Here is a 20,764-nt window from a genome sequence, read left to right as displayed (position 1 = left end):
TTTAGTCACATGCACGATGTGCAATTAAATTTCGTTTTCTAAACAGCTTTGTCATTGTATCATAAATATCGTATCTTGTCTAGATTAATTTTGTCTTTTTTACTAATTGAATCAATTCTGCATTATTTCTTGTTCGACTGAACATATTCAGAATATTGTCGACCGCTTCTTCTGCCCTCATTCCATTCAATGCTCTACGCATAGAATCCACAGCCTCCTGCTCTTCCCTGGACAACAAAAGATCTTCTCTTCTTGTCCCAGATTTTGGAATATCTATTGCAGGGAACACTCTTCTTTCTGATAACTTGCGGTCTAATACCAATTCCATATTACCAGTACCTTTAAATTCTTCATAGACCACATCATCCATTTTACTTCCCGTATCTACCAATGCAGTTGCCAATATCGTAAGGCTTCCTCCCTCACGCATATTTCTTGCCGCACCAAAGAACCTCTTTGGCATATGAAGGGCAGCCGGATCAAGACCACCTGATAAAGTCCTTCCTGATGGCGGAACCGTAAGATTATATGCTCTTGCAAGCCTTGTAATACTATCCAATAGAATCATAACATCTTTTTTATGTTCTACCAGACGCTTTGCCCGCTCAATTACCATCTCCGACACACGTTTGTGATGTTCCGGGAGTTCATCAAACGTAGAGTATATCACTTCTACATTATCGCCTTCAATTGCTTCCTTTATATCAGTTACTTCCTCCGGCCGCTCATCGATCAGCAAAATTAACAGATGAATCTCCGGATTATTTTTACGCACAGACAACGCCACCTGCTTCAGCAAGGTCGTCTTACCAGCCTTCGGAGGTGACACGATCATTCCACGCTGTCCTTTTCCAATTGGAGACAGAAGATCCACAATACGCATGGCTGTGCTTGTCTTACCACATTCCAGACGCAGCCTTTCGTTTGGAAAAATTGGAGTCATATCTTCAAAATTCGCTCTGCGCATCGCTTTCATTGGATCCATCTCATTAATCTTCGTCAAATATAACAACGCGCTGAACTTTTCCTGTTGTGTCTTAATTCGAGTATTCCCTTCCAGAATATCTCCGGTCTTCAGATTGAACTTACGAATCTGGGATGGTGATACATAGACATCATTCTCTCCTGGAAGATAATTCGCACTTCGGATAAATCCGTAACCATCCTGATGTACCTCCAGAATTCCCCGTGCCTTGACACCACTGTCCAACCTGTCTATGTCATGCATTTCTTTATCTCCTGTATTGGCAGACATTTCTTTCACCGCATCTCTGGAAACCTGCTTCTCTTTTTCATCCTCCTCGAGCATACGTTCAACCAATTCCGCCTTTTTCATGGTTGAAATACCTTTTAATCCCCTTGCTTTTGCAAGGTCTTTTAAAGTAGACAAAGGCAAAGATTCATACTTCTCTCTCATCATAAACGTTCCTCACATATTCTCCATATAACACAATGGGATTTTTCAAGCTCGATTGAGCTTCTCTTGAATATGGTATGATTATACTACAATTCTTCCATTTTTAAAAGCCTTTTTATTGATTTGCTTTTCCAGGAATGATATGATTATAACCAATGAAAATATAAATGAAAAGGTGGTATCCCCATGACAACAAATGAAAAAGCACTTATGATGCATGAAAAATGGCAGGGAAAGATTGAAACAACCGCAAAATCCCATGTAAATTCCCGTGAAGATCTTGCAATTGCCTATACGCCAGGTGTCGCTGAACCTTGCAAAGTCATAGCAAAAGATAAAGAAGCTGCTTATACCTATACAATCAAATCCAACACCGTTGCTGTCGTTTCTGATGGAAGCGCAGTTCTTGGTCTTGGCAACATCGGTGCTCTTGCCGCTATGCCAGTTATGGAAGGCAAGGCAGTGTTATTCAAAGAATTCGGCGGAGTAAATGCTGTACCTATCTGTCTCGACACACAAGACACAGAAGAGATTATCAAGACTGTCGTCAATATTGCTCCGGCATTCGGCGGTATCAATCTGGAAGATATCAGCGCTCCTCGTTGTTTTGAGATTGAAGAGCGACTGAAAGAATTATTGGACATCCCAGTATTCCACGATGACCAGCATGGAACAGCAATTGTAGTTCTTGCCGGAATCATCAATGCGATGAAAGTAACCGGCAAAAATAAAGAAGATTCCAAAGTCGTTGTTAACGGTGCAGGATCTGCAGGTGTCGCTATAACAAAATTACTTCTTACCTATGGTTTCAAACATATTACCATGTGTGATATTAATGGAATTATAGGTAAAGATTCCCCAAATCTGAACTGGATGCAGCAGAAGATGGTGGAAGTTACAAACCTGGAAGGGAAGGCCGGAACATTGGCAGATGCATTGAAGGGCGCAGATATCTTTGTAGGTGTCTCTGCACCTAATATCGTGACTCAGGAAATGGTTGCTTCTATGAATCAGGATGCTATTCTCTTTGCAATGGCTAATCCAGTACCGGAAATCATGCCTGATCTGGCCAAAGCTGCTGGTGCCAAAGTCGTAGGAACCGGACGATCCGACTTTCCGAATCAAGTCAATAATGTTGTTGCATTCCCTGGTATCTTCAAAGGAGCTTTAGAAGGACGCGCAACTCAGATTACCGAAGAAATGAAATTAGCAACCGCCAAAGCAATTGCAAGTCTGGTCTCTGATGATGAATTGAATGAAAACAACATTCTGCCAGAAGCCTTTGATCCGCGAGTTGCCGATGTTGTCAGCCGCGCAGTAAAGGAATTGATCTAACATGACTATCCGATGGGGAGAAAAAAGATATTATTCTCTTGATTATTATATAAAGCAGACTTATGGAGAAAAACTATATAAGATTTCTCTGGATGGAGGAATGACCTGTCCGAACCGAGATGGCACTTTGGGCCGCCGGGGCTGTATCTTTTGCAGTACCGGCGGTTCAGGTGATTTTGCCTCTAATCGAAGATTGTCAATTACAGAACAGATTGAACAGGGTAAATCTCAAGTAGCCAAAAAGCATTCCGGTGTATCTTACATCGCATATTTTCAGGCATACACCAACACCTATGCCCCTGTTTCTTATCTAAGAGAAGTCTTCACTGAAGCAATTCATCACCCTGACATAAAGATTCTGGATATTGCCACACGACCGGATTGTCTCGGGTCAGATATCATAGAATTATTAGATGAATTAAACCAGATAAAGCCTGTGTGGGTTGAGCTGGGCCTTCAGACCATTCACCCTAAAACTGCCCATTTTATCAGAAGAGGTTATGAACTTCCTGTATTTGAGCAGGCAGTCCAGAAGCTTCGCGCTATTCATATCCCAGTCATCGTTCATATGATTCTAGGGCTCCCCGGAGAAAGTACCAAAGATATTCTTGATACCGTCCATTATCTGAATGCGCAGGATATTCAAGGAGTGAAGTTGCAATTATTACACATACTAAAAGATACAGATCTGGCCGATTACTACAACGAACATCCATTCTCGCTTCTGGATATGGAAGAATATTTTTCGCTCATTGGCCAGTGCCTGTGTCATCTCCGCCCAGATATCGTCATACACAGACTTACTGGTGACGGACCGAAATCTCTTCTGATTGCCCCCTTATGGACGGGAAATAAACGTCAGGTATTAAACAATATGCAGGCATATTTGAAAACTCACGACATATGGCAAGGAAAGGAGTTATGACCATGGACACGTCTTTCAAATTATATAAATTAATTGTTCTCTATATGCTGAATAAAGTAGATTTTCCTCTGACCAATGCTCAGATATCAGAATTCATTCTGGACGAAGGATATACCACTTATTTTAAACTGCAGCAGGCAATATCGGAACTCATCGAGTCTGGTTTCATCCGCGAAGAATCAACGCACAGCAGAACCTTCTACCATCTTACTGAAGAAGGTTCAGAGACGATTCATTTCTTTAAAAATGATATATCTCCTGCCATTCAGCAAGATATCAATACTTTTTTAAAAGAAAAGCAATACGAATTAAAAAATGAAGTTTCTGTCAAATCAGATTACTATCGCAATTCCAATCAGGAATATTCGGTACGATGTCAGGTAATCGAACATGGTGTTCCTCTCATTGACTTGACAGTCACTGCTCCGACAGAAGCCGAAGCCGAAACCATAGCAAATAACTGGACCAAAAAGAACCAGGAAATCTATGCAATGATCATGTCAAATCTGCTATGAACAAAAGGGGGATTTTATGAAATTAAAGAAATTAGGAGACTTATACATTAGTTTTTTTAAAATAGGAGGACTTACTTTCGGCGGTGGACTTGCAATGCTGCCAATGCTTCAGAGAGAAGTAGTGGAAGAACGCCATTGGTGTACCGAAGAAGAAATTCTCGATATGTATGCAATCGGCCAATGTACTCCGGGTATCATTGCCGTGAACACTGCAACTTACGTCGGATATAAACAGGCAGGTTTCACAGGAGGAGTTGCCGGAACACTTGGTGTTATCTCACCTTCCATCATTATTATCTGCTTGATTGCATCCATTTTACAGAACTTTATCCATCTTCCACTCGTTGTACATGCACTTGCAGGAATTCGCGTTATTGTCTGTGCATTAATGCTCAACACCGTTGTATCTATGGCGCGTAAGGGTATTATCGATAAGCTCGGAGCTATTCTGTTTCTTGTAGCTTTTCTTCTGGCATGCTTTACTCCGATTCCTACTGCTGTAATTATCATATTGGCAGGTCTCGTTGGAATCATTGCCAAAAAACTAGAAAGGAGATGTGCCAAATGATATATCTGACACTAGCTTTTGAATTTTTCAAAATCGGCTTATTTTCTGTGGGCGGTGGAATGGCTACACTTCCTTTCCTTATGGATCTGACAGAAAAATACGATTGGTTTACTGCCAGTGAGCTTGCAAATATGGTCGCAATCAGTGAAAGTACCCCTGGACCCGTCGGCATTAATATGGCAACTTACGCCGGATACCAGGCAGCTGGTATTCCTGGCGCTCTGATTGCAACTTTATCATTGACAGCTCCAGCATTAGTTATTATTGTCCTGATCGCCAGATTCTTAGAAAACTTTAGTGAAAATCCTACAGTCAAAGCTGTTTTTTATGGAATCCGTCCTACAGTAGCCGCCCTGATAGGTTATGCAGTATGGGAGCTCTTACAGATTACGATGGTCTGTGCCACTGATGGACAGACACGTCTCAATCTGATCAGCATTACTGTCTGCCTGATAGCATTTATTTTCATGCAGATCAAGCCATTAAAAAAACTGCACCCCCTTGTATGGATTATTATGGGTGCAATCATTGGAATTTTATTTCAAATGTAAATATAATATATCTCAATCTATAAAGAAGGCGCAGTAATCCCTGCGCCTTACATTTATTAGTTATATACTTAGTCTTCCAGAAGGAATTCACTCATCACATAATTACTGATATCAATCCCTCTCTCTGTCAGTCTCACATAATCTCCTGATTCTTCTAACAGTTTTTTATCATACATATCCTGCAAGACATTTCCATAAATATCTTCCATAATGCATCCAAAGTCTTTCTGGAACTTACTTTTTGACACGCCTTCTATCTTTCGAAGCCCCAGGAACATATACTCCTCCATCTGATTTGCCCTGCTTAGGACTTCTGGCTCTTCTCCCTGTGTCCAACGTCTGTTTTGCATCAGAGATGCAGCTCCGGTCCCAATACCCAGATATTCTGCCCGATTCCAATATCCAAGATTATGACGGCATTCATATCCTTCTCTGGCATAATTCGATATCTCATATCTGTGATATCCATATTCCTTAAGAATATCTGCAGTAAGCTGATACATCAGACGTTCTGTATCTTCATCGGGAAGCTCTCTTTTTCTTCTTGCTTTGGCCCGCTCTCCTTCGCCATATTTTTCATAAAATGGCGTGCCAGGCTCAATAATCAGACTATATGCTGATATATGTTCCGGTCCCAATTCTGCCACTGTACTCAGGGTCTTCATCCAATCTTTCAGCGTCTGAAATGGTATTCCCGACATCAGATCTACGTTAATATTGGCAAATCCCTCTTCTCTTGCAAGTGCGAAAGTTTCCAGAAAATCTTCATATGTATGAATCCTGCCAAGCATCTTTAATTCCTGATTATTCGTCGACTGAAGACCTATACTCAGACGATTAATACCAACTTTCCGATAGGACTTCATCTTCATCCGGTCTACAGTACCAGGATTCACTTCTATTGAGATCTCTGCATCTGAATCTACCGGAAAGGTTCCTCTGACAGCATCAAAAATCGCATGAATCTGCCCAGGTTCCAGAATAGACGGTGTCCCTCCGCCAATGAAAACACTGACAATATGATAATCTCCTGACAACACTCCATAAGCACGTATCTGCTCACAAAGTTCTTCTACATACCGCTGTCTTTCTTCAGCCGAAGCAGGTGCTGACAGGAAATCACAGTACCTGCATTTCTTCACACAGAACGGTATATGAACATATAATTCTAATGGTCTCATTACTTATCATCCAGCTTTAATACACTCATAAATGCTTTTTGTGGAATCTCAACATTTCCCACCTGTCGCATACGCTTCTTACCTTCTTTTTGCTTTTCCAGAAGCTTTCTCTTACGGCTGATATCACCACCGTAGCATTTTGCCAACACATCTTTGCGCATCGCTTTTACCGTCTCTCTGGCAATAATCTTACTTCCGATTGCAGCCTGAATCGGAATCTCGAACAACTGTCTTGGAATCTCTTCCTTTAACTTCTCACACATCTTACGTCCGCGTTCATATGCTGTATCTGCATGAATAATAAAGGAAAGCGCATCTACCTCTTCTTTGTTAATCAAAATATCCAGTTTCACAAGATTCGACTGTACATAACCATCCATCTCATAATCGAAGGATGCATAACCTCGGGATCGAGATTTTAATGCATCAAAGAAATCATAGATAATCTCATTCAATGGCAAATGATATCTCAGCACTGCACGAGTCTCTTCAATATATTCCATCCCATCATAAATTCCCCTGCGTTCCTGACACAGATCCATAATGGCACCGATAAACTCGGAAGTTACCATGATCTCAGCCTTAACCATAGGTTCTTCCATATACTCTATTTCTGATGGATCTGGAAGATTAGACGGGTTGGTCAATTCAATAACATCTCCATTGGTTTTATGAACCTTGTAGATAACACCTGGTGCAGTCGTTACCAGATCCAGATTATATTCTCTCTCCAGACGTTCCTGAATAATTTCCAGATGTAATAATCCCAAAAAGCCACATCGGAAACCAAATCCTAATGCAATAGATGTCTCTGGTTCAAACTGCAAAGACGCATCATTTAACTGCAATTTTTCCAGCGCATCTCTAAGATCCGGGTATTTCGCGCCATCTGCCGGATACATGCCACAATAAACCATTGGGTTTACTTTCTTATATCCGGGAAGTGGTTCAGCACATGGTTCCACCGCATTGGTAATCGTATCTCCCACACGAGTATCCTTCACATTCTTCAGACTGGCCGTAATATATCCTACCATTCCTGCGCTTAGCTCCTCACAAGGAATGAACTGTCCTGCGCCAAAGTAGCCCACTTCCACGACCTCAGCCTTTGCTCCGGTCGCCATCATCAGAATCGGAGTTCCCTTTCGAACGGATCCTTCCTTGATTCGACAGAATACTATAACACCTTTATAAGAATCATATAAAGAGTCAAAAATCAAAGCCTGCAAAGGTGCCTCTGGATTTCCCACAGGAGCCGGAATCTTCTCAACAATCTGCTCCAGAACCTGATCCACATTCAATCCGGTTTTTGCAGAGATCAATGGTGCATCCGTTGCCTCGATGCCAATGACATCTTCAATCTCCTCAATCACACGCTCCGGCTCAGCACTTGGAAGATCAATCTTATTAATCACCGGCATAACATCCAGATCATGATCCAATGCCAGATAGACGTTCGCCAGTGTCTGAGCCTCCACACCCTGTGCGGCATCAACTACCAGAATTGCTCCATCACAGGCAGCCAGACTTCTGGAAACTTCATAATTAAAATCCACATGCCCCGGGGTATCAATCAGATTGAAAATATACTCTTCCCCGTTCTTCGCCTTATAAACAATACGCACCGCCTGCGCTTTGATGGTAATTCCTCGCTCTCTCTCCAATTCCATATTGTCAAGAACCTGAGACTGCATCTCCCGGCTGGTAAGCAGACCTGTCATCTCAATAATACGGTCTGCCAGCGTAGATTTTCCGTGATCAATATGCGCTATAATACAAAAATTACGAATTTTACTCTGATCTATTGCCACTGATATCTTTCCCCTTAATCATAAATTTACAATTATTATTTTCAGCAATCGCTGCGCTCAGTATATCACGCAGCACTGTATTTTACAATGAAAAGTTCCACACTCATCACATCATTCAGACGTCCTGTTTTTACCATTTCTTCCGCATTGACTGCTTCTTCCATGATACTTCTAAGCTCTTCCCTGGAAAAAGTTCTGCACTGCTGTATATACTTTCCAGCCACAAAAGGATGGAGTCCTACAGTCTTTGCAATCTGTGATTTTTCATATCCTTTTCCACAAAGATCCTTCACTTCAAGAAGTAGTTTGAACTGGCGGGCCAGAAGATACAAGATTCGCATCGGCGGTTCTTTCAATGCAAGCAGGTCATAATAATAATCCAGGGCTTTTTTCTGCTGTTTTACAGCTACCGCTTCCACCATTTCAAAAATCTTGTTGGTAATCTGGGTCGTACAGATATCATCAATGTCCTGTACCGTAATCTCGTTTCTGCCCAATGTATAGGAGAATAACTTTTCCATCTCTTTTTCCAGATTCTCCATGTCTGTGCCTGTTTTTGACACCAGATAACGAGCTGTAGATTCCTTGATCTGTCTGCCTTCTCTTTTCACATTACTGGCAATCCAATACAAAAGTGTCTTCTCATCCTGGCGTCCCATTTCAACGATCCGCCCCTTATCTTTTGCCGCCTTATACATCTTACCGCGCTTGTCCACTTCATTTTCTACAAATAAGAAGCAGACAGTGTCAGGCATATTTTTCATATAATCTGCTAATTCTGGTGTTGCACTTTTAAAAAAGCCAGAATTTTCTATCACGATCAATCTGCGCTCAGCAAAAAACGGCATCGTTTCCGCCAGATCGATCAATTCTGCCGGATTGATTCCTTTCCCCTCATAATAAGCATAATTCACGGTATCCCCATCTGGGAGTATCGCTTTGGTAAGCTTATCTTTATATTGTTTTTTCAAATAAGCCTCCTCCCCATACAGGAGATATATTTGCTTAAATTGACCTAATTTAATATCCTCATTCAAACTTTTCATGAATTATCTTACCATGTCTCTTGAAATATCTTCCAGGGAATGTGCCCCACACATTGCCATAGTATCCTTTAATTCTGAAGCCAGTTTTTCCGTATAGGCTGCGACACCTTCTCCGGCTCCACCATATACAGCCGTCACGTATGGACGTCCAATCAAAACCGCATCTGCACCAAGTGCTAACGCTTTAAAGATATCGACACCTGAACGAATTCCTCCATCGACAAATACCTTCATATCTTTTCCGACTGCATCCACAATGTCTGCTAATACTTCTGCTGTTGCCGGACACTGATCCAGCACACGTCCTCCATGATTCGATACAACAATTGCTGCCGCCCCGGCTTCTTTCGCCTTCAACGCACCTTTTACAGTCATGATACCTTTCAGAATAAATGGAACTTTTGCTTCTCGCACAATCTCCTGAAGTTCTTCCACTGATTTACTTCCAGCCGGAGGAGTAAGATTCTTCAAAAACGGGAGACCTGCCGCATCGATATCCATTGCCACCGCAAAAGAACCAGAATCCTGAATCATAGTCAACTTTTCTCTTAAAGTATTCATGTCCCACGGTTTTACTGTCGGGATTCCTTTTCCTCCCTTTCCCTTGATTGCTTTGGTTGCTGCCACCATAACTGCCGGATTAGTACCATCTCCGGTAAATGCTGCAATTCCTGCATCTGCACAGGCAGATACCAGGATATCATTGTACTCCAGATCATCATATTTATCTCCATAATGCAACTTCATCGCTCCGATTGGAGCGGCAAAAATCGGATATTTAAAAGACTCTCCAAAAATATTCAATGTAGTGTCCACTGGTTTATTTTCACAGATTGTATCCATGTTCACACATAATTCCTGCCATTTATCATAATTACGAATTGCCACCGTTCCACTTCCCTTTGCTCCAGGTCCCGGCATCTTATTGCCACAAGCCTTTCCATTACATACCGGACAGGCTTTGCAATGTTCTCCCATGCAAGTTTTTGCATGATTCAATACTTCTTCATATGTCATCTTCTATTACCTCTTTTCGTATCATTTAAATCAACTTCCTTTTAGAATTATACTGAATCTTTTTCTTGAATTCAACTGTTTCCCCAATGTAATCACGAATTGTCTGCGTAACAATTCCACTTTATGTACATCTCATTTTTATGGATAATTATCATTACCGCACCTGTTTCTTGTGTTGACTTAATTTTGCATTCTGCTTCTTCCAGCCTGGCAATCGTCTCTTGATGCGGATGTCCGTATCGGTTCTTTTGTCCCGCTGATATAATAGCATATCGTGGTTTCACCACATCTAAGAATTCTTTGCTTGAAGAGTTCTTAGAGCCATGGTGGGCTACTTTCAGTACTTCCCAAGAACAATTTTTATACTTATGTTTCAAAAGATCCGTCAATTCTTCTTCTCCTTTGCCTTCTACATCTCCAGTAAGGAGCATATCATATTCCCCATAGGACACTACCATTACCATGGATGTCTCATTTCCCGTCTCTAATCCTTCTTCGGCTTCACCTGGCTGCAGACAAGTCAGAGTCAGCTCCTCTTCCATGATCTCCTGACCTGGAGCGATCACAACTACACGAATCCCTTCTTTTTTTGCTCTCTCTGCCAATGCCACCAATTCTTCTCCCCACACTTCCTGCACCGGAAGAACCAGAGTATCTATGGTCACTCCTATTTTCTTCCGATCTATCAATTCTTCAATCCCATTCATATGATCACTGTCTCCATGCGTCACGATTACATAGTCAAGGTTAGATACTCCCTGTGACTTTAAAAAAGGCTCAATTCTATATTGTCCTATCTTTTTCACATCACTGCTTCCTCCATCAATCAGATATGTTCCTCCATCCGGTCCTTTGATAAAAATCCCATCCCCTTGCCCAACATCTAAGATTGTCGTCATCAGCTTTCCATCTTCACCCCAGCGAAATCCCAGCACAAATACTGCCGTTCCCAAAAGTGCTGCTGCCAGTACTTTGCACCGGTTTGATTTCTTCCATAGCAAAAGTAAGACCATACACAGCACAACATAATATACTGCAATCTGCCACAACTGTGGTCTGCCAGTCACGATTCTAGATGCCGGAAGCCTAATGGCGATGTTACAACCCTTTTTATAAATCCAGAGAATTACTCCACATATCTTCATAAGGATTTTTGCTATTGGCATACACACCACATAGATTCCGCTTCCTGCCATTCCCAGGAATAACAAGACTGACATAAGTGGAATTACAAAAAGATTCAACAGAAATGAATAAAGTGGAAACTCAAAAAAATAATATAACAAAATGGGAAGTAATACGAGATTGATACTGACGCTGGCCCAGATTCCCTGAAACGCGAAATCTTGAAACGCTGGAAGTACCAGTAGAATTGCCAACACTGCTCCGAAAGATAACCAAAATCCGCCATCGAACAGATAAAGCGGTCTCCACAACAATACTACCACTGCAGCAAAAGCAAATGCTGTCGGCGCATCATAATGCCGACCGGTCATATCTGCCCCGACTCTGAACAGGAACATGACAAGTGCACGCATAGCTGATACTGTACATCCGATCATCAAGATATACATGCACAGAAAAAATATTCCAGCCACCCCTCCAACAGAATATGAACCTGTCAGCCGACGTAACATCCGATACATTCCCAGTCCTACAAAGGAAAGATGCAGCCCTGAAATTGCAAGTATATGCGCAATCCCATTTGCCTGATAAAGCGTTCTTAAATCCTGATCCATAGAGGACTTTTCCCCCAACATCATGGCACTTAATACAGTCCCATCTTCGTCTCCCATCATTCTGATCAATTGCTCTTTCCACTGAAGCCGGAACTTCATAAGCCCAGACCGTAATTTCCATTCTTGTCTATCAATTACAGTCACTTTTTCTGCCCACATCAACCCATGAATATTCCGACACTGATAGTACTGTTTCTGATCAAAATTTCCTGGATTTCTGGCATGTTGAAAAAATGAGACTTCTCCTTCTGCCTGTATGACATTTCCTATATTCACTTGTAAATCGGGATCTATGTATACGATAATCTTAGATTCTTGAAACGATTGTTTCTCATATTGAATAGAATTGTTCTTTAGATATACTGCCTGATATTTATCCTTCTGCTCAAAATAATAGATTTGTCCCTGTAAAGATATTGTATCGCCTTGAGACACAATACATTCAAGCGGTGAAGGACGAAGTTCTTTTACAAACCTCTCTCCTCCAACCGCTATACTCACAGCAACCATCATCAATATTATCAGGCACACACTTAACAATGGCCTGTTTTTCATGACTATTCTTTCTCCTCCACAAGGTTCTGATCTCGTGATAATGGCTTACTAAGATCTACTGTTCCCATGTATGTGATATCAGATTCCCCATTCACCAGAATCTGCACCTGACTGGATGCACCTCCATCAACAATAGAATTAACAATTGCATATATTGTAATTTTAGGATCTATCGTGTAAGTATTATTCAGAAATCCTTCATCAAGATTCACATAACACACATTATCCTTGACCGATACGCCAAGCACCTTGGTTTCCGGCGGAATCACCGGATACAGTCCTTCCCTAGACGGACCCTTCAATAATTGTTCTACTATCAGCTTTTCTATCGATGTATTACTATTATAACGGACACTGATATTTTCTGTTATCAGAGCATTTCCTTGCTCATTGGCAAAATATAGTTTCAGTTCTCCAACCTGGTAAGAATACAACAATGAACCTGTATTCTGCACAAAATCTTCTGCCCGCATATACCCCACTTCTTTACCCAGATTATCAGTTAATGGACTGTTCTCAATAAAAAAGCAGACATACTCTACCTCTGAAAGCTGCGACAAAGTCTGTACCACAGCTGCTTTCAGCAGCACCTCTTTGGCAGCACTCATTTTCTCATAAGTACTGTTAAAATGAATCTCTAATTTTTTATCGGATAACGTCCAGTCTTGTATCTTTAATTTTTCCGGGAACACGCTTTTATATTCTATAGAATCTGGTTCCTTTTGCATCGCATTCAATAAGTTCTGAACCTTTTCCTCCGCATTCTCTCCTTTCATCTCATACTTTTCTTTTACCAAAGCGGTATCTTCTGTATTCACGTAACAGATAAAAGACTCTCCTTCTTCTGGTTCCTTTCCTTTTCTGCATCCTGCCAGAAGTGAAAGACACAGCAGTATGCAAACAATCGTATAGCATCTTTTTCGACTCATATTGCTCTTTCCTCCTGTCCTAAGATACATAAGTCAGCGGAATTCGTATTGTAAATGTCGTTCCCTCTCCCACCTGACTATAAGCCTTAATTGCGCCTCGATGCATCACCACCGCACTTCTTGCAATGGCAAGACCCAACCCAGTTCCACCGATTTCTCTGGAATGGGATTTATCGACACGATAAAACCTTTCAAATATATGTTCCAGCGCCTCTTCAGGGATTCCAATTCCAGAATCGGCAACTTCAATATAACAATTTTTGTGATCCGCGTTCAAAGATACATGAATCCATCCATTCTCTTTATTATACTTAATAGCATTTTCTACAAGATTTGTAATCGCAAGTGACAGTTTCATCTCATCTACTTCAGCGGTTACCGGACGGAAGCTTTCAAATACCACTTCGATATTGCGTGTCGCTGCTATTGGCCGAAGCTGCTTCAGTATTCTTTCTACCAGGGCATTAATATTTTCAGACTTGATATTCAAAGTATTTGCCGTCTTGTCCATCTTCACCAGAGACAGGAGATCATTGATAATCTTATTCTCTCTTTCAATCTCTTCTGACAAATCTCCCATAAATTCCTGATATAGTTCTGCCGGAACATCTTCCTGTGCCAACAACGAATCTGCCAATACCTTCATTGATGTCAGCGGTGTCTTTAATTCATGTGACACATTTGCCACGAATTCATTGCGAGAATCATCCAACACTTTCATTCGTTCTACCATTCTGTTAAATGATTCTGAGATCAATATAGTCTCTGCATAAGTGTTCTCCTGCAGATAATTGTCCTCATATCCATCCGTTACCGCCGCCAAAGAACGACTGATTCTTTGGAATGGCCTCACCATAATGATACCTGCTGCAAAAGCCAACGCCAACAGTACTACAGCAATCGTAAGTTCCAGAATCAAGATTCTTTCATCTAATATCTGCATACTGTCAACAATCGAATCCGTCGATACACTTACAAGCATGACTCCTAATACTTTATCCGATCCCATCTCATAGATTGGAGAAGTCACCTCTATATACCTGTTTTTTGCATCATAATTACTGGTGCCCTTTCCCTGAAAGCACCGGATTACTTCTTCGGATACGATGGTTTTTCCCATATCCATATCATATGTATCTTCTTCAATATGGAACTCTTGATCTATGATCAGAACACGTCCACTATAGATATTAGATAGCTGCACCAGCTCCGTTCTGATCACTTCAGACGCTTCACCAGCCAAGTAATTGGAATTACTCAGTTGATTGCCAAGAATAGTACATTGATTCTGTATCTCTGCAGTTCGTACTTCTACTGCTCTTTTCTCATAACTGCTCAGAATCACCCCTCTCATAATAAGGCCCGGCACAATCCCAGCCAAAAATATCAACAGGGTGATTCGAAAACGCAAGCTCTTAAATACATTCTGTTTAAAATACTTTTTAGCCCCTAAAATAATAACCCACTCCCCATTTTGTATATACGTACTTTGGATCACTTGGATTCATCTCAATCTTCTCCCTAAGCCTACGTATATGTACATCTACTGTTCTTGCATCTCCAGGATATTCATATCCCCATACAATGTTCAACAGATTTTCACGGCTATAGACTTTATTCGGATTCATTGCCAACAATTCCAGAAGATCGAATTCTTTTGCCGTCAGATTAACCTCTTTTTTTCCGATAACCACGCGCCGGCTCTCACAATCAATCGTCATATCACCTTTCACAATAATCTTATCGTTCGCCTTGCTTTGATTACTTTTGCTGACACGACGCATGATTGCTTTGATACGTGCCTTTACTTCCAGAATATTAAATGGCTTCGTTATGTAATCATCTGCGCCATATTCCAATCCCAATATCTTATCCATATCATCACTTCTGGCCGTCAGCATAACAATAGGAACATCTGAAAATTCACGAATCTGCTGGCATACTTCAAATCCATCATGCTTTGGCAGCATAACATCTAATAAAATCATGTCATAGGCATTCTCTCTGGCAAGTTTCAATGCTTCCTCCCCGTCATAAGCACAGTCTACTTCCATTCCATCTTGTTCTAAGCTAAAACGAATTCCTTTTACAATTAATTTTTCATCGTCTACTACCAATACTCTTCTACCCATTCACGCTCTCCCTCGCTAAATCTTTATCTGATCCATAATCTTTTGAAACGTACCTTCTTTAATGCCTTCCACTTCCATTAATTCTTCAATCTTCTGAAAACCGCCATGCTCCTCTCGGTACTGGATAATGGCTGTTGCCTTTGCCTCACCAATTCCATTTAAAGTCTTAAGCTGCTCTTTCGATGCTGTATTCAAATTCACTTTGCCATCTTCTTCTGGATCTGCGCTTTGATTTTCTAAGATTTGCTGTTCTTTTTCTTCTCTGGAAGGAACATATATCTGCTGTCCATCCTCTATCTGCTCCGCCTGATTCAACGCTTCTGCTGATGCTTCATCACTAAGTCCCCCAGCCGCTTCCAATGCCTCATAGATACGGCTGCCTGTATGAAGTCTGTATACTCCTGGATTCACAACCTCGCCACATACATGGACATAGATTGTCTCCTGTTTCTCTTCCGTATCTTCTGTCTCTGCATCTTGCGATGTATCTTCTTTTACTTCTGCCAATTGCACCTGCTCTTTTTCCGCTTCTTTTGAACATCCTGCAAGCAGAAGCAAAACTGCCGCCATAATGATAACTTTTCTTTTTTTCCAGATCTTTCTACGCATAAATTCTCCTTTACAGTCTGTCGTAACTGCAAATACCCCGCATATGCCTAGATAAAGTTATTGTACTATTTCCACTGAAAAATTGCAACTCCAATCAAAGCAATCCCCATGCCGATTACCTTTCTCCACTCAAGTGGTTCTTTCTCTACCCCGAACAATCCCAACAATTCAATAATATACGCAACGATTAACTGAGAGATTACGATCAACAACGCTGCTTTTGCCGGGCCCAGCTGTTCCATGCTCTTGATTACTGTCCATGTAATTCCGGCCCCGATCACACCGCCTAAAAGTACATATTTGGGTTCTACCTTTGCGAGCGTCATTACATTATCCCTGCCCGAGATCAACCATGCCACAAAGCATAATGCAAAAGCACTCAATTGTACCCATCCGTTACTGACCCACATTCCTGTCGTCTTCGTCACCTGTGTATTAAACACGCCTTGTACACTCATTAAAGCCCCTGACAAAAGAGCAATTAAAAAACCAATCATCCGATCTACCTCCTACATTCCTGTAAATAGTATATCCAACGATTGATTTTTTATGTCTACAGCACTTTCTTCAATTTCTCTATCATTTCATCCACATGTTCTTTTTCAATAATCAGTGGCGGAACAAAACGAATTACATCCGCTCCTGCACCGATTACAAGAAGACCTTCCTGCAAAGCAGCATTCGCAATCTCTCCGGTCGGTTTTGTAACCTGAATTCCCTGCATCAGACCTTTGCCCTTTCTTGCTGTCACGCAGTCAGATTCCTGTACCAGAATATCCAACTGTTCTGACAGATATGCTCCAATCTCCTGCACATGGGATACAAGATTCTCCCGTCCAAAGATCTCTACCGTCTTACTGACAGCTGTACATGCCAGTGGATTACCTCCGTATGTTGTGCCATGATCCCCCGGTTCAAGAGAATATTGTGCTACTTCCTCTGTCATAGCAAATGCACCGACAGGAATTCCGCTTCCGATTGCTTTTGCCATGGACATAATATCTGGCTTAATGCCATAAGACTGCCATGCGAACATCGAACCAGTCCGTCCCATGCCACACTGTACTTCATCGCAGATCATCAAAATTCCTTCTTCATCACAGAGCTTACGGATCCCTTTCATGAACTCTTCCGAAGCCACATTGATACCGCCTTCACCTTGTAACGGCTCAAGAATAATTGCACAGGTCTTATCTGTCACAAGCGCTTTCACACTTTCAAGATTATTGTATTCTGCAAATGATACACCAGGAACCAATGGTTCAAACGGCTCTCTGTAAGCATCATGTCCAGTAACAGATACTGCGCCAAAGCTTCTTCCATGAAAAGACTCTTTCATCGCAATGAATTCATAACGCCCTGTTTTTCTCTTATAGGCATATTTTCTTGCAGCTTTTAATGTTCCTTCGACAGCCTCTCCTCCACTATTGGTGAAAAAAATACGATCCATACCTGTTACTCGTTTTAGATCTTCTGCTGCCTTCCCACATGCTGTATGATAATAAAGATTGGATGTATGAAACAGTTGATCTATCTGTGCTTTCAGTGCATCATTCAATTCCTGATTGCCATATCCAAGAGACGATACTGCATAGCCTGCAGCAAAATCCAGATACTTTTTCCCTTCGGTATCATACAGATAGACGCCTTCTCCTTTTTCTAACACAATTGGAAACTGATTATAAGTATGGACCAGTCCATTTTGTGTTGCTTCAATATATTTATTCATATGCTTATTCTCCATAGTAAAATCTTCGATCGCTGTCATTAATAATTGCTGTACCAATACCTTTATTCGTGAATATTTCCAGAAGCAGACAGTGTGGAATCCGTCCATCCAATATATGTACTCTGGACACTCCATGTTCAATTGCATCAATACAATTGTGAAGTTTCGGAAGCATACCGCCTCCCACATATCCGTCATTCATAAGCTTATGTGCTTCGGATACCGTCAATTCTGAGATCAAAGTTGACGGATCTTTTGGATCTTTGTATACACCCTCAATATCCGTCAGAAATGCAAGCTTTTCCGCCCGCATTGCTCTGGCTATCGCACATGCCGCATCATCTGCATTAATATTATAAGTATTGTAATCATCATCCAGGCCGACTGGACATACGATTGGCAGGAAATCCTTCTCCAGCAGATCATACAGAATCGGCGCATTGACTTCTTTTACTTCACCCACAAATCCGATATCTTCTCCTTCTGAATACTTTTTATTCACCGATAAGAGCTTTCCATCTTTTCCACTGATTCCGATTGCTCTGACTCCCAGACTCTCTACCAACTGCACCAGGCTTTTATTTACCTTACCTAATACCATCTCTGCAAGTTCCATAGTTGCCTCATCCGTCACACGAAGTCCATTGACAAATTCTGGCTTCATACCGACCTTGCTGACCCATCTGCTGATCTCTTTTCCTCCTCCATGCACGATAATCGGCTTAAATCCTACCAGTTTCAGAAGAGTCACATCCTGAATCACCTGTGCCTTTAATGCTTCATCTACCATGGCGCTTCCGCCATACTTTACTACGATAATCCTTCGGTTGAACCGTTGAATATACGGAAGTGCTTCTATGAGTACTTCTGCCTTTTCCAGATACTTCTGCATATCTTTGTTCATCTCATCTACTTCCTTTCTATATTGCTGTATCGCCATGATTGCAGCATTATGTTCTTCTGTCATTATATAGCATCACAATTAGCTTCTGTAATCTGCGTTAATCTCAATATATCCATGGGTCAGATCACATCCCCATGCCGTTGCAGAGGCATCACCCATCTTGACATCTGCAATTGCAGTTACTTCAGCTTCTGACAGTATCTTCGTTGCTTCCTCCTCACTGTAATCTACCGCCGTTCCATTTTCAATAATCTGGATCTTGCCGGCCTTGCTCTCAAAGAACAGATCCACTTTTTCCGGATCAAACTGTGCTCCAGAATACCCCATTGCACAAAGGATTCTTCCCCAGTTCGCATCATGTCCTGCAATTGCTGTCTTTGTAAGGTTTGAACAAACGATTGATTTTGCCAGCGTCTTTGCCTGCTCCACACTCTCACAGCCAACGGTTTTTACCTCAAATAAAGCAGTAGCTCCCTCTCCGTCTCCAGCAATCTTTTTGGCCAGATATTCATTGATGGTATGCAGTGCCTCTGCAAAGTTCTTGTAGTCATCACTTCCATATATAATCTCCGGATTCTCAGCCAGTCCATTTGCCAGCAAGATAACGGTATCGTTTGTAGAAGTATCTCCATCTACAGAGATCATATTATAGGTATCGTCCACATCTTCACTCAATGCTTTCTGAAGAGTCTCTTTGGAAATCACTGCATCTGTTGTGATAAATGCAAGCATCGTGCACATATTCGGATGAATCATACCAGATCCTTTTGCCATCCCTCCGATAGTCACCGTCTTTCCTCCGACTTCAATCGTTACTGCCAGCTCTTTTTCACAGGTATCTGTGGTCATAATTGCTTTTGCTGCTTCGGTTCCATTTTCCAAAGTGTCATTCTTCTTTCCTGCCAGAGCATCGATACCAGCCACCAGACGATCGATCGGCATCTGCTTTCCAATGACTCCGGTAGAACCGATCAGAACACCATCTTCCGAGATATTCAGTGCTTTTGCTGCTGCCACTGCCGTATCCTTACAGTATCCAAAGCCTTCCGCACCCGTACAGGCATTGGCAATTCCTGAATTCACGATAACAGCCTGTACTTTTGCGCCACTTTTTACTACCTGCTGGTCCCATTTGACCGGTGCTGCTTTTACAACATTTGTCGTAAATGTTCCTGCAGCCACACATGGTACCTGACTATAGATCATTGCCATATCCGTTCTGTCCTTATACTTGATTCCTGCTGCTGTACTTGCTGCTTCATATCCTTTTGCTGCGGTTACTCCGCCTTCGATCTGTTTCATATTCATCTCTTCCTCTCTTGCTATATTTTTCTTACTGAATAAATGCTGTAATGTTCTCTTCGTTCAAAGTAAAATCATAATAATTCAAGTCCAATCTCTTTGTCCAGCCGATTTCGTTCCAAAATGCATTTCCAATATCATTTTTTGTAAATGCAATCAGAGAAACTTTGTTAATCTTTTCTTTTTTTAATGCCTCCATCGCAAATATGACCATGGACTTTCCGATTCCCCGCATACGATATTCTTCATCCACACACACGTGATACAGACAGCCTCGTCGTCCGTCATGCCCACAAAGGATCGCCCCAACGATTTTACCCTCTTCTTCTGCCACCACACTGGTCGTCGGATTGCGTTGTAAGAAACGTTCGATTCCTTCTCGTGAATCATCGACACTTCGAAGACCAAAGCCATGAATCTTCGTCCAAAGTGCATATACCTGATCGTAATCATCGATTGACATAACTCTTACCATATGTATCTCCCATCTGATTTCATT

At 41.6% G+C, this 20,764-nt stretch carries 20 protein-coding genes; 5 read left to right on the top strand and 15 right to left on the bottom strand.

Translation table 11 applies throughout. From position 1 onward, the window contains the following. Positions 1-79 precede the first annotated feature (79 nt). Entirely contained in the window at positions 80-1,417 is a 1,338-nt protein-coding gene (gene rho, locus ACQRBH_RS07760; RefSeq protein WP_235233300.1) for a transcription termination factor Rho, read from the bottom strand. 186 nt (positions 1,418-1,603) lie between these two features. Here rho and ACQRBH_RS07755 point away from each other — a divergent pair, with 186 nt between their 5' ends. From ACQRBH_RS07755 to ACQRBH_RS07735, 5 genes are read left to right on the top strand one after another with little or no spacing between them, the layout of a single operon-like run. After that, entirely contained in the window at positions 1,604-2,752 is a 1,149-nt protein-coding gene (locus tag ACQRBH_RS07755; protein ID WP_235233273.1) for an NAD(P)-dependent malic enzyme, read from the top strand. 1 nt (position 2,753) lies between these two features. Beyond that, positions 2,754-3,677, top strand: coding sequence for a TIGR01212 family radical SAM protein (locus ACQRBH_RS07750; protein ID WP_427741916.1), 924 nt, complete (start codon positions 2,754-2,756; stop codon positions 3,675-3,677). 2 nt (positions 3,678-3,679) lie between these two features. Further along, the gene (locus ACQRBH_RS07745) at positions 3,680-4,192 is read left to right on the top strand and encodes a DUF4364 family protein (protein WP_427741917.1); all 513 of its coding nucleotides are present in this window, start codon (positions 3,680-3,682) and stop codon (positions 4,190-4,192) included. Positions 4,193-4,208: 16 nt separating this feature from the next. Then, positions 4,209-4,760 (top strand): chromate transporter, encoded by a 552-nt coding sequence (locus ACQRBH_RS07740; RefSeq protein WP_427741918.1) that lies wholly within the window; start codon positions 4,209-4,211, stop codon positions 4,758-4,760. Next, positions 4,757-5,311 (top strand): chromate transporter, encoded by a 555-nt coding sequence (locus tag ACQRBH_RS07735; protein ID WP_235233269.1) that lies wholly within the window; start codon positions 4,757-4,759, stop codon positions 5,309-5,311. The genes ACQRBH_RS07740 and ACQRBH_RS07735 overlap by 4 nt, the downstream gene beginning before the upstream one ends. A gap of 68 nt (positions 5,312-5,379) precedes the next feature. Here ACQRBH_RS07735 and hemW read toward each other — a convergent pair whose 3' ends face one another. From hemW to ACQRBH_RS07665, 14 genes are all read right to left on the bottom strand, one after another. Further along, a complete protein-coding gene (gene hemW / locus ACQRBH_RS07730) occupies positions 5,380-6,492 on the bottom strand; it encodes a radical SAM family heme chaperone HemW (RefSeq protein ID WP_427741919.1) in 1,113 nt (370 codons plus the stop codon). Then, on the bottom strand, positions 6,492-8,303 hold the full coding sequence (gene lepA / locus ACQRBH_RS07725) for a translation elongation factor 4 (protein WP_235233267.1): 1,812 nt from the start codon (positions 8,301-8,303) through the stop codon (positions 6,492-6,494). The genes hemW and lepA overlap by 1 nt, the downstream gene beginning before the upstream one ends. A 65-nt stretch (positions 8,304-8,368) precedes the next feature. Next, positions 8,369-9,349: a DNA polymerase III subunit delta gene (holA, locus tag ACQRBH_RS07720; protein ID WP_427741920.1), complete on the bottom strand. Its 981-nt coding sequence runs from the start codon at positions 9,347-9,349 to the stop codon at positions 8,369-8,371. Positions 9,350-9,352: 3 nt separating this feature from the next. After that, the gene (locus ACQRBH_RS07715) at positions 9,353-10,366 is read right to left on the bottom strand and encodes an alpha-hydroxy-acid oxidizing protein (protein ID WP_427741921.1); all 1,014 of its coding nucleotides are present in this window, start codon (positions 10,364-10,366) and stop codon (positions 9,353-9,355) included. Between the two features lie 92 nt (positions 10,367-10,458). Beyond that, complete coding sequence (locus ACQRBH_RS07710; protein ID WP_427741922.1) at positions 10,459-12,660, bottom strand: DNA internalization-related competence protein ComEC/Rec2; 2,202 nt, start codon at positions 12,658-12,660, stop codon at positions 10,459-10,461. Between the two features lie 2 nt (positions 12,661-12,662). Beyond that, positions 12,663-13,589 carry a GerMN domain-containing protein gene (locus ACQRBH_RS07705; protein WP_427741923.1) on the bottom strand — a complete coding sequence of 309 codons (927 nt, stop codon included), beginning with the start codon at positions 13,587-13,589 and terminating at the stop codon, positions 12,663-12,665. A 19-nt stretch (positions 13,590-13,608) separates the two neighbouring features. Beyond that, positions 13,609-14,943, bottom strand: coding sequence for a sensor histidine kinase (locus ACQRBH_RS07700; protein ID WP_427741924.1), 1,335 nt, complete (start codon positions 14,941-14,943; stop codon positions 13,609-13,611). Positions 14,944-15,031: 88 nt separating this feature from the next. Then, the gene (locus ACQRBH_RS07695; protein WP_427741925.1) at positions 15,032-15,721 is read right to left on the bottom strand and encodes a response regulator transcription factor; all 690 of its coding nucleotides are present in this window, start codon (positions 15,719-15,721) and stop codon (positions 15,032-15,034) included. A 15-nt stretch (positions 15,722-15,736) separates the two neighbouring features. Beyond that, on the bottom strand, positions 15,737-16,330 hold the full coding sequence (locus ACQRBH_RS07690) for a helix-hairpin-helix domain-containing protein (RefSeq protein WP_427741926.1): 594 nt from the start codon (positions 16,328-16,330) through the stop codon (positions 15,737-15,739). A 65-nt stretch (positions 16,331-16,395) separates the two neighbouring features. Next, positions 16,396-16,827 (bottom strand): DMT family transporter, encoded by a 432-nt coding sequence (locus ACQRBH_RS07685; RefSeq protein WP_347376239.1) that lies wholly within the window; start codon positions 16,825-16,827, stop codon positions 16,396-16,398. 56 nt (positions 16,828-16,883) lie between these two features. Then, positions 16,884-18,059, bottom strand: a complete 1,176-nt coding sequence (locus ACQRBH_RS07680) for an aspartate aminotransferase family protein (protein WP_427741928.1) — start codon at positions 18,057-18,059, stop codon at positions 16,884-16,886. Positions 18,060-18,063: 4 nt separating this feature from the next. Further along, positions 18,064-18,963, bottom strand: coding sequence for an acetylglutamate kinase (gene argB, locus ACQRBH_RS07675; RefSeq protein ID WP_235233299.1), 900 nt, complete (start codon positions 18,961-18,963; stop codon positions 18,064-18,066). A 78-nt stretch (positions 18,964-19,041) separates the two neighbouring features. Beyond that, positions 19,042-20,265 carry a bifunctional glutamate N-acetyltransferase/amino-acid acetyltransferase ArgJ gene (gene argJ / locus ACQRBH_RS07670; RefSeq protein WP_427741929.1) on the bottom strand — a complete coding sequence of 408 codons (1,224 nt, stop codon included), beginning with the start codon at positions 20,263-20,265 and terminating at the stop codon, positions 19,042-19,044. A gap of 31 nt (positions 20,266-20,296) precedes the next feature. Next, positions 20,297-20,740 carry a GNAT family N-acetyltransferase gene (locus ACQRBH_RS07665; protein ID WP_427741930.1) on the bottom strand — a complete coding sequence of 148 codons (444 nt, stop codon included), beginning with the start codon at positions 20,738-20,740 and terminating at the stop codon, positions 20,297-20,299. Between the last annotated feature and the right edge of the window lie 24 nt (positions 20,741-20,764).

The organism is Bariatricus sp. SGI.161, from assembly GCF_050313695.1.
Classification (GTDB): Bacteria; Bacillota; Clostridia; order Lachnospirales; family Lachnospiraceae; genus JAFBIX01.
Note: the sequence above shows the minus strand (reverse complement) of the source record. Positions and strands in the feature narration are given on the sequence as shown.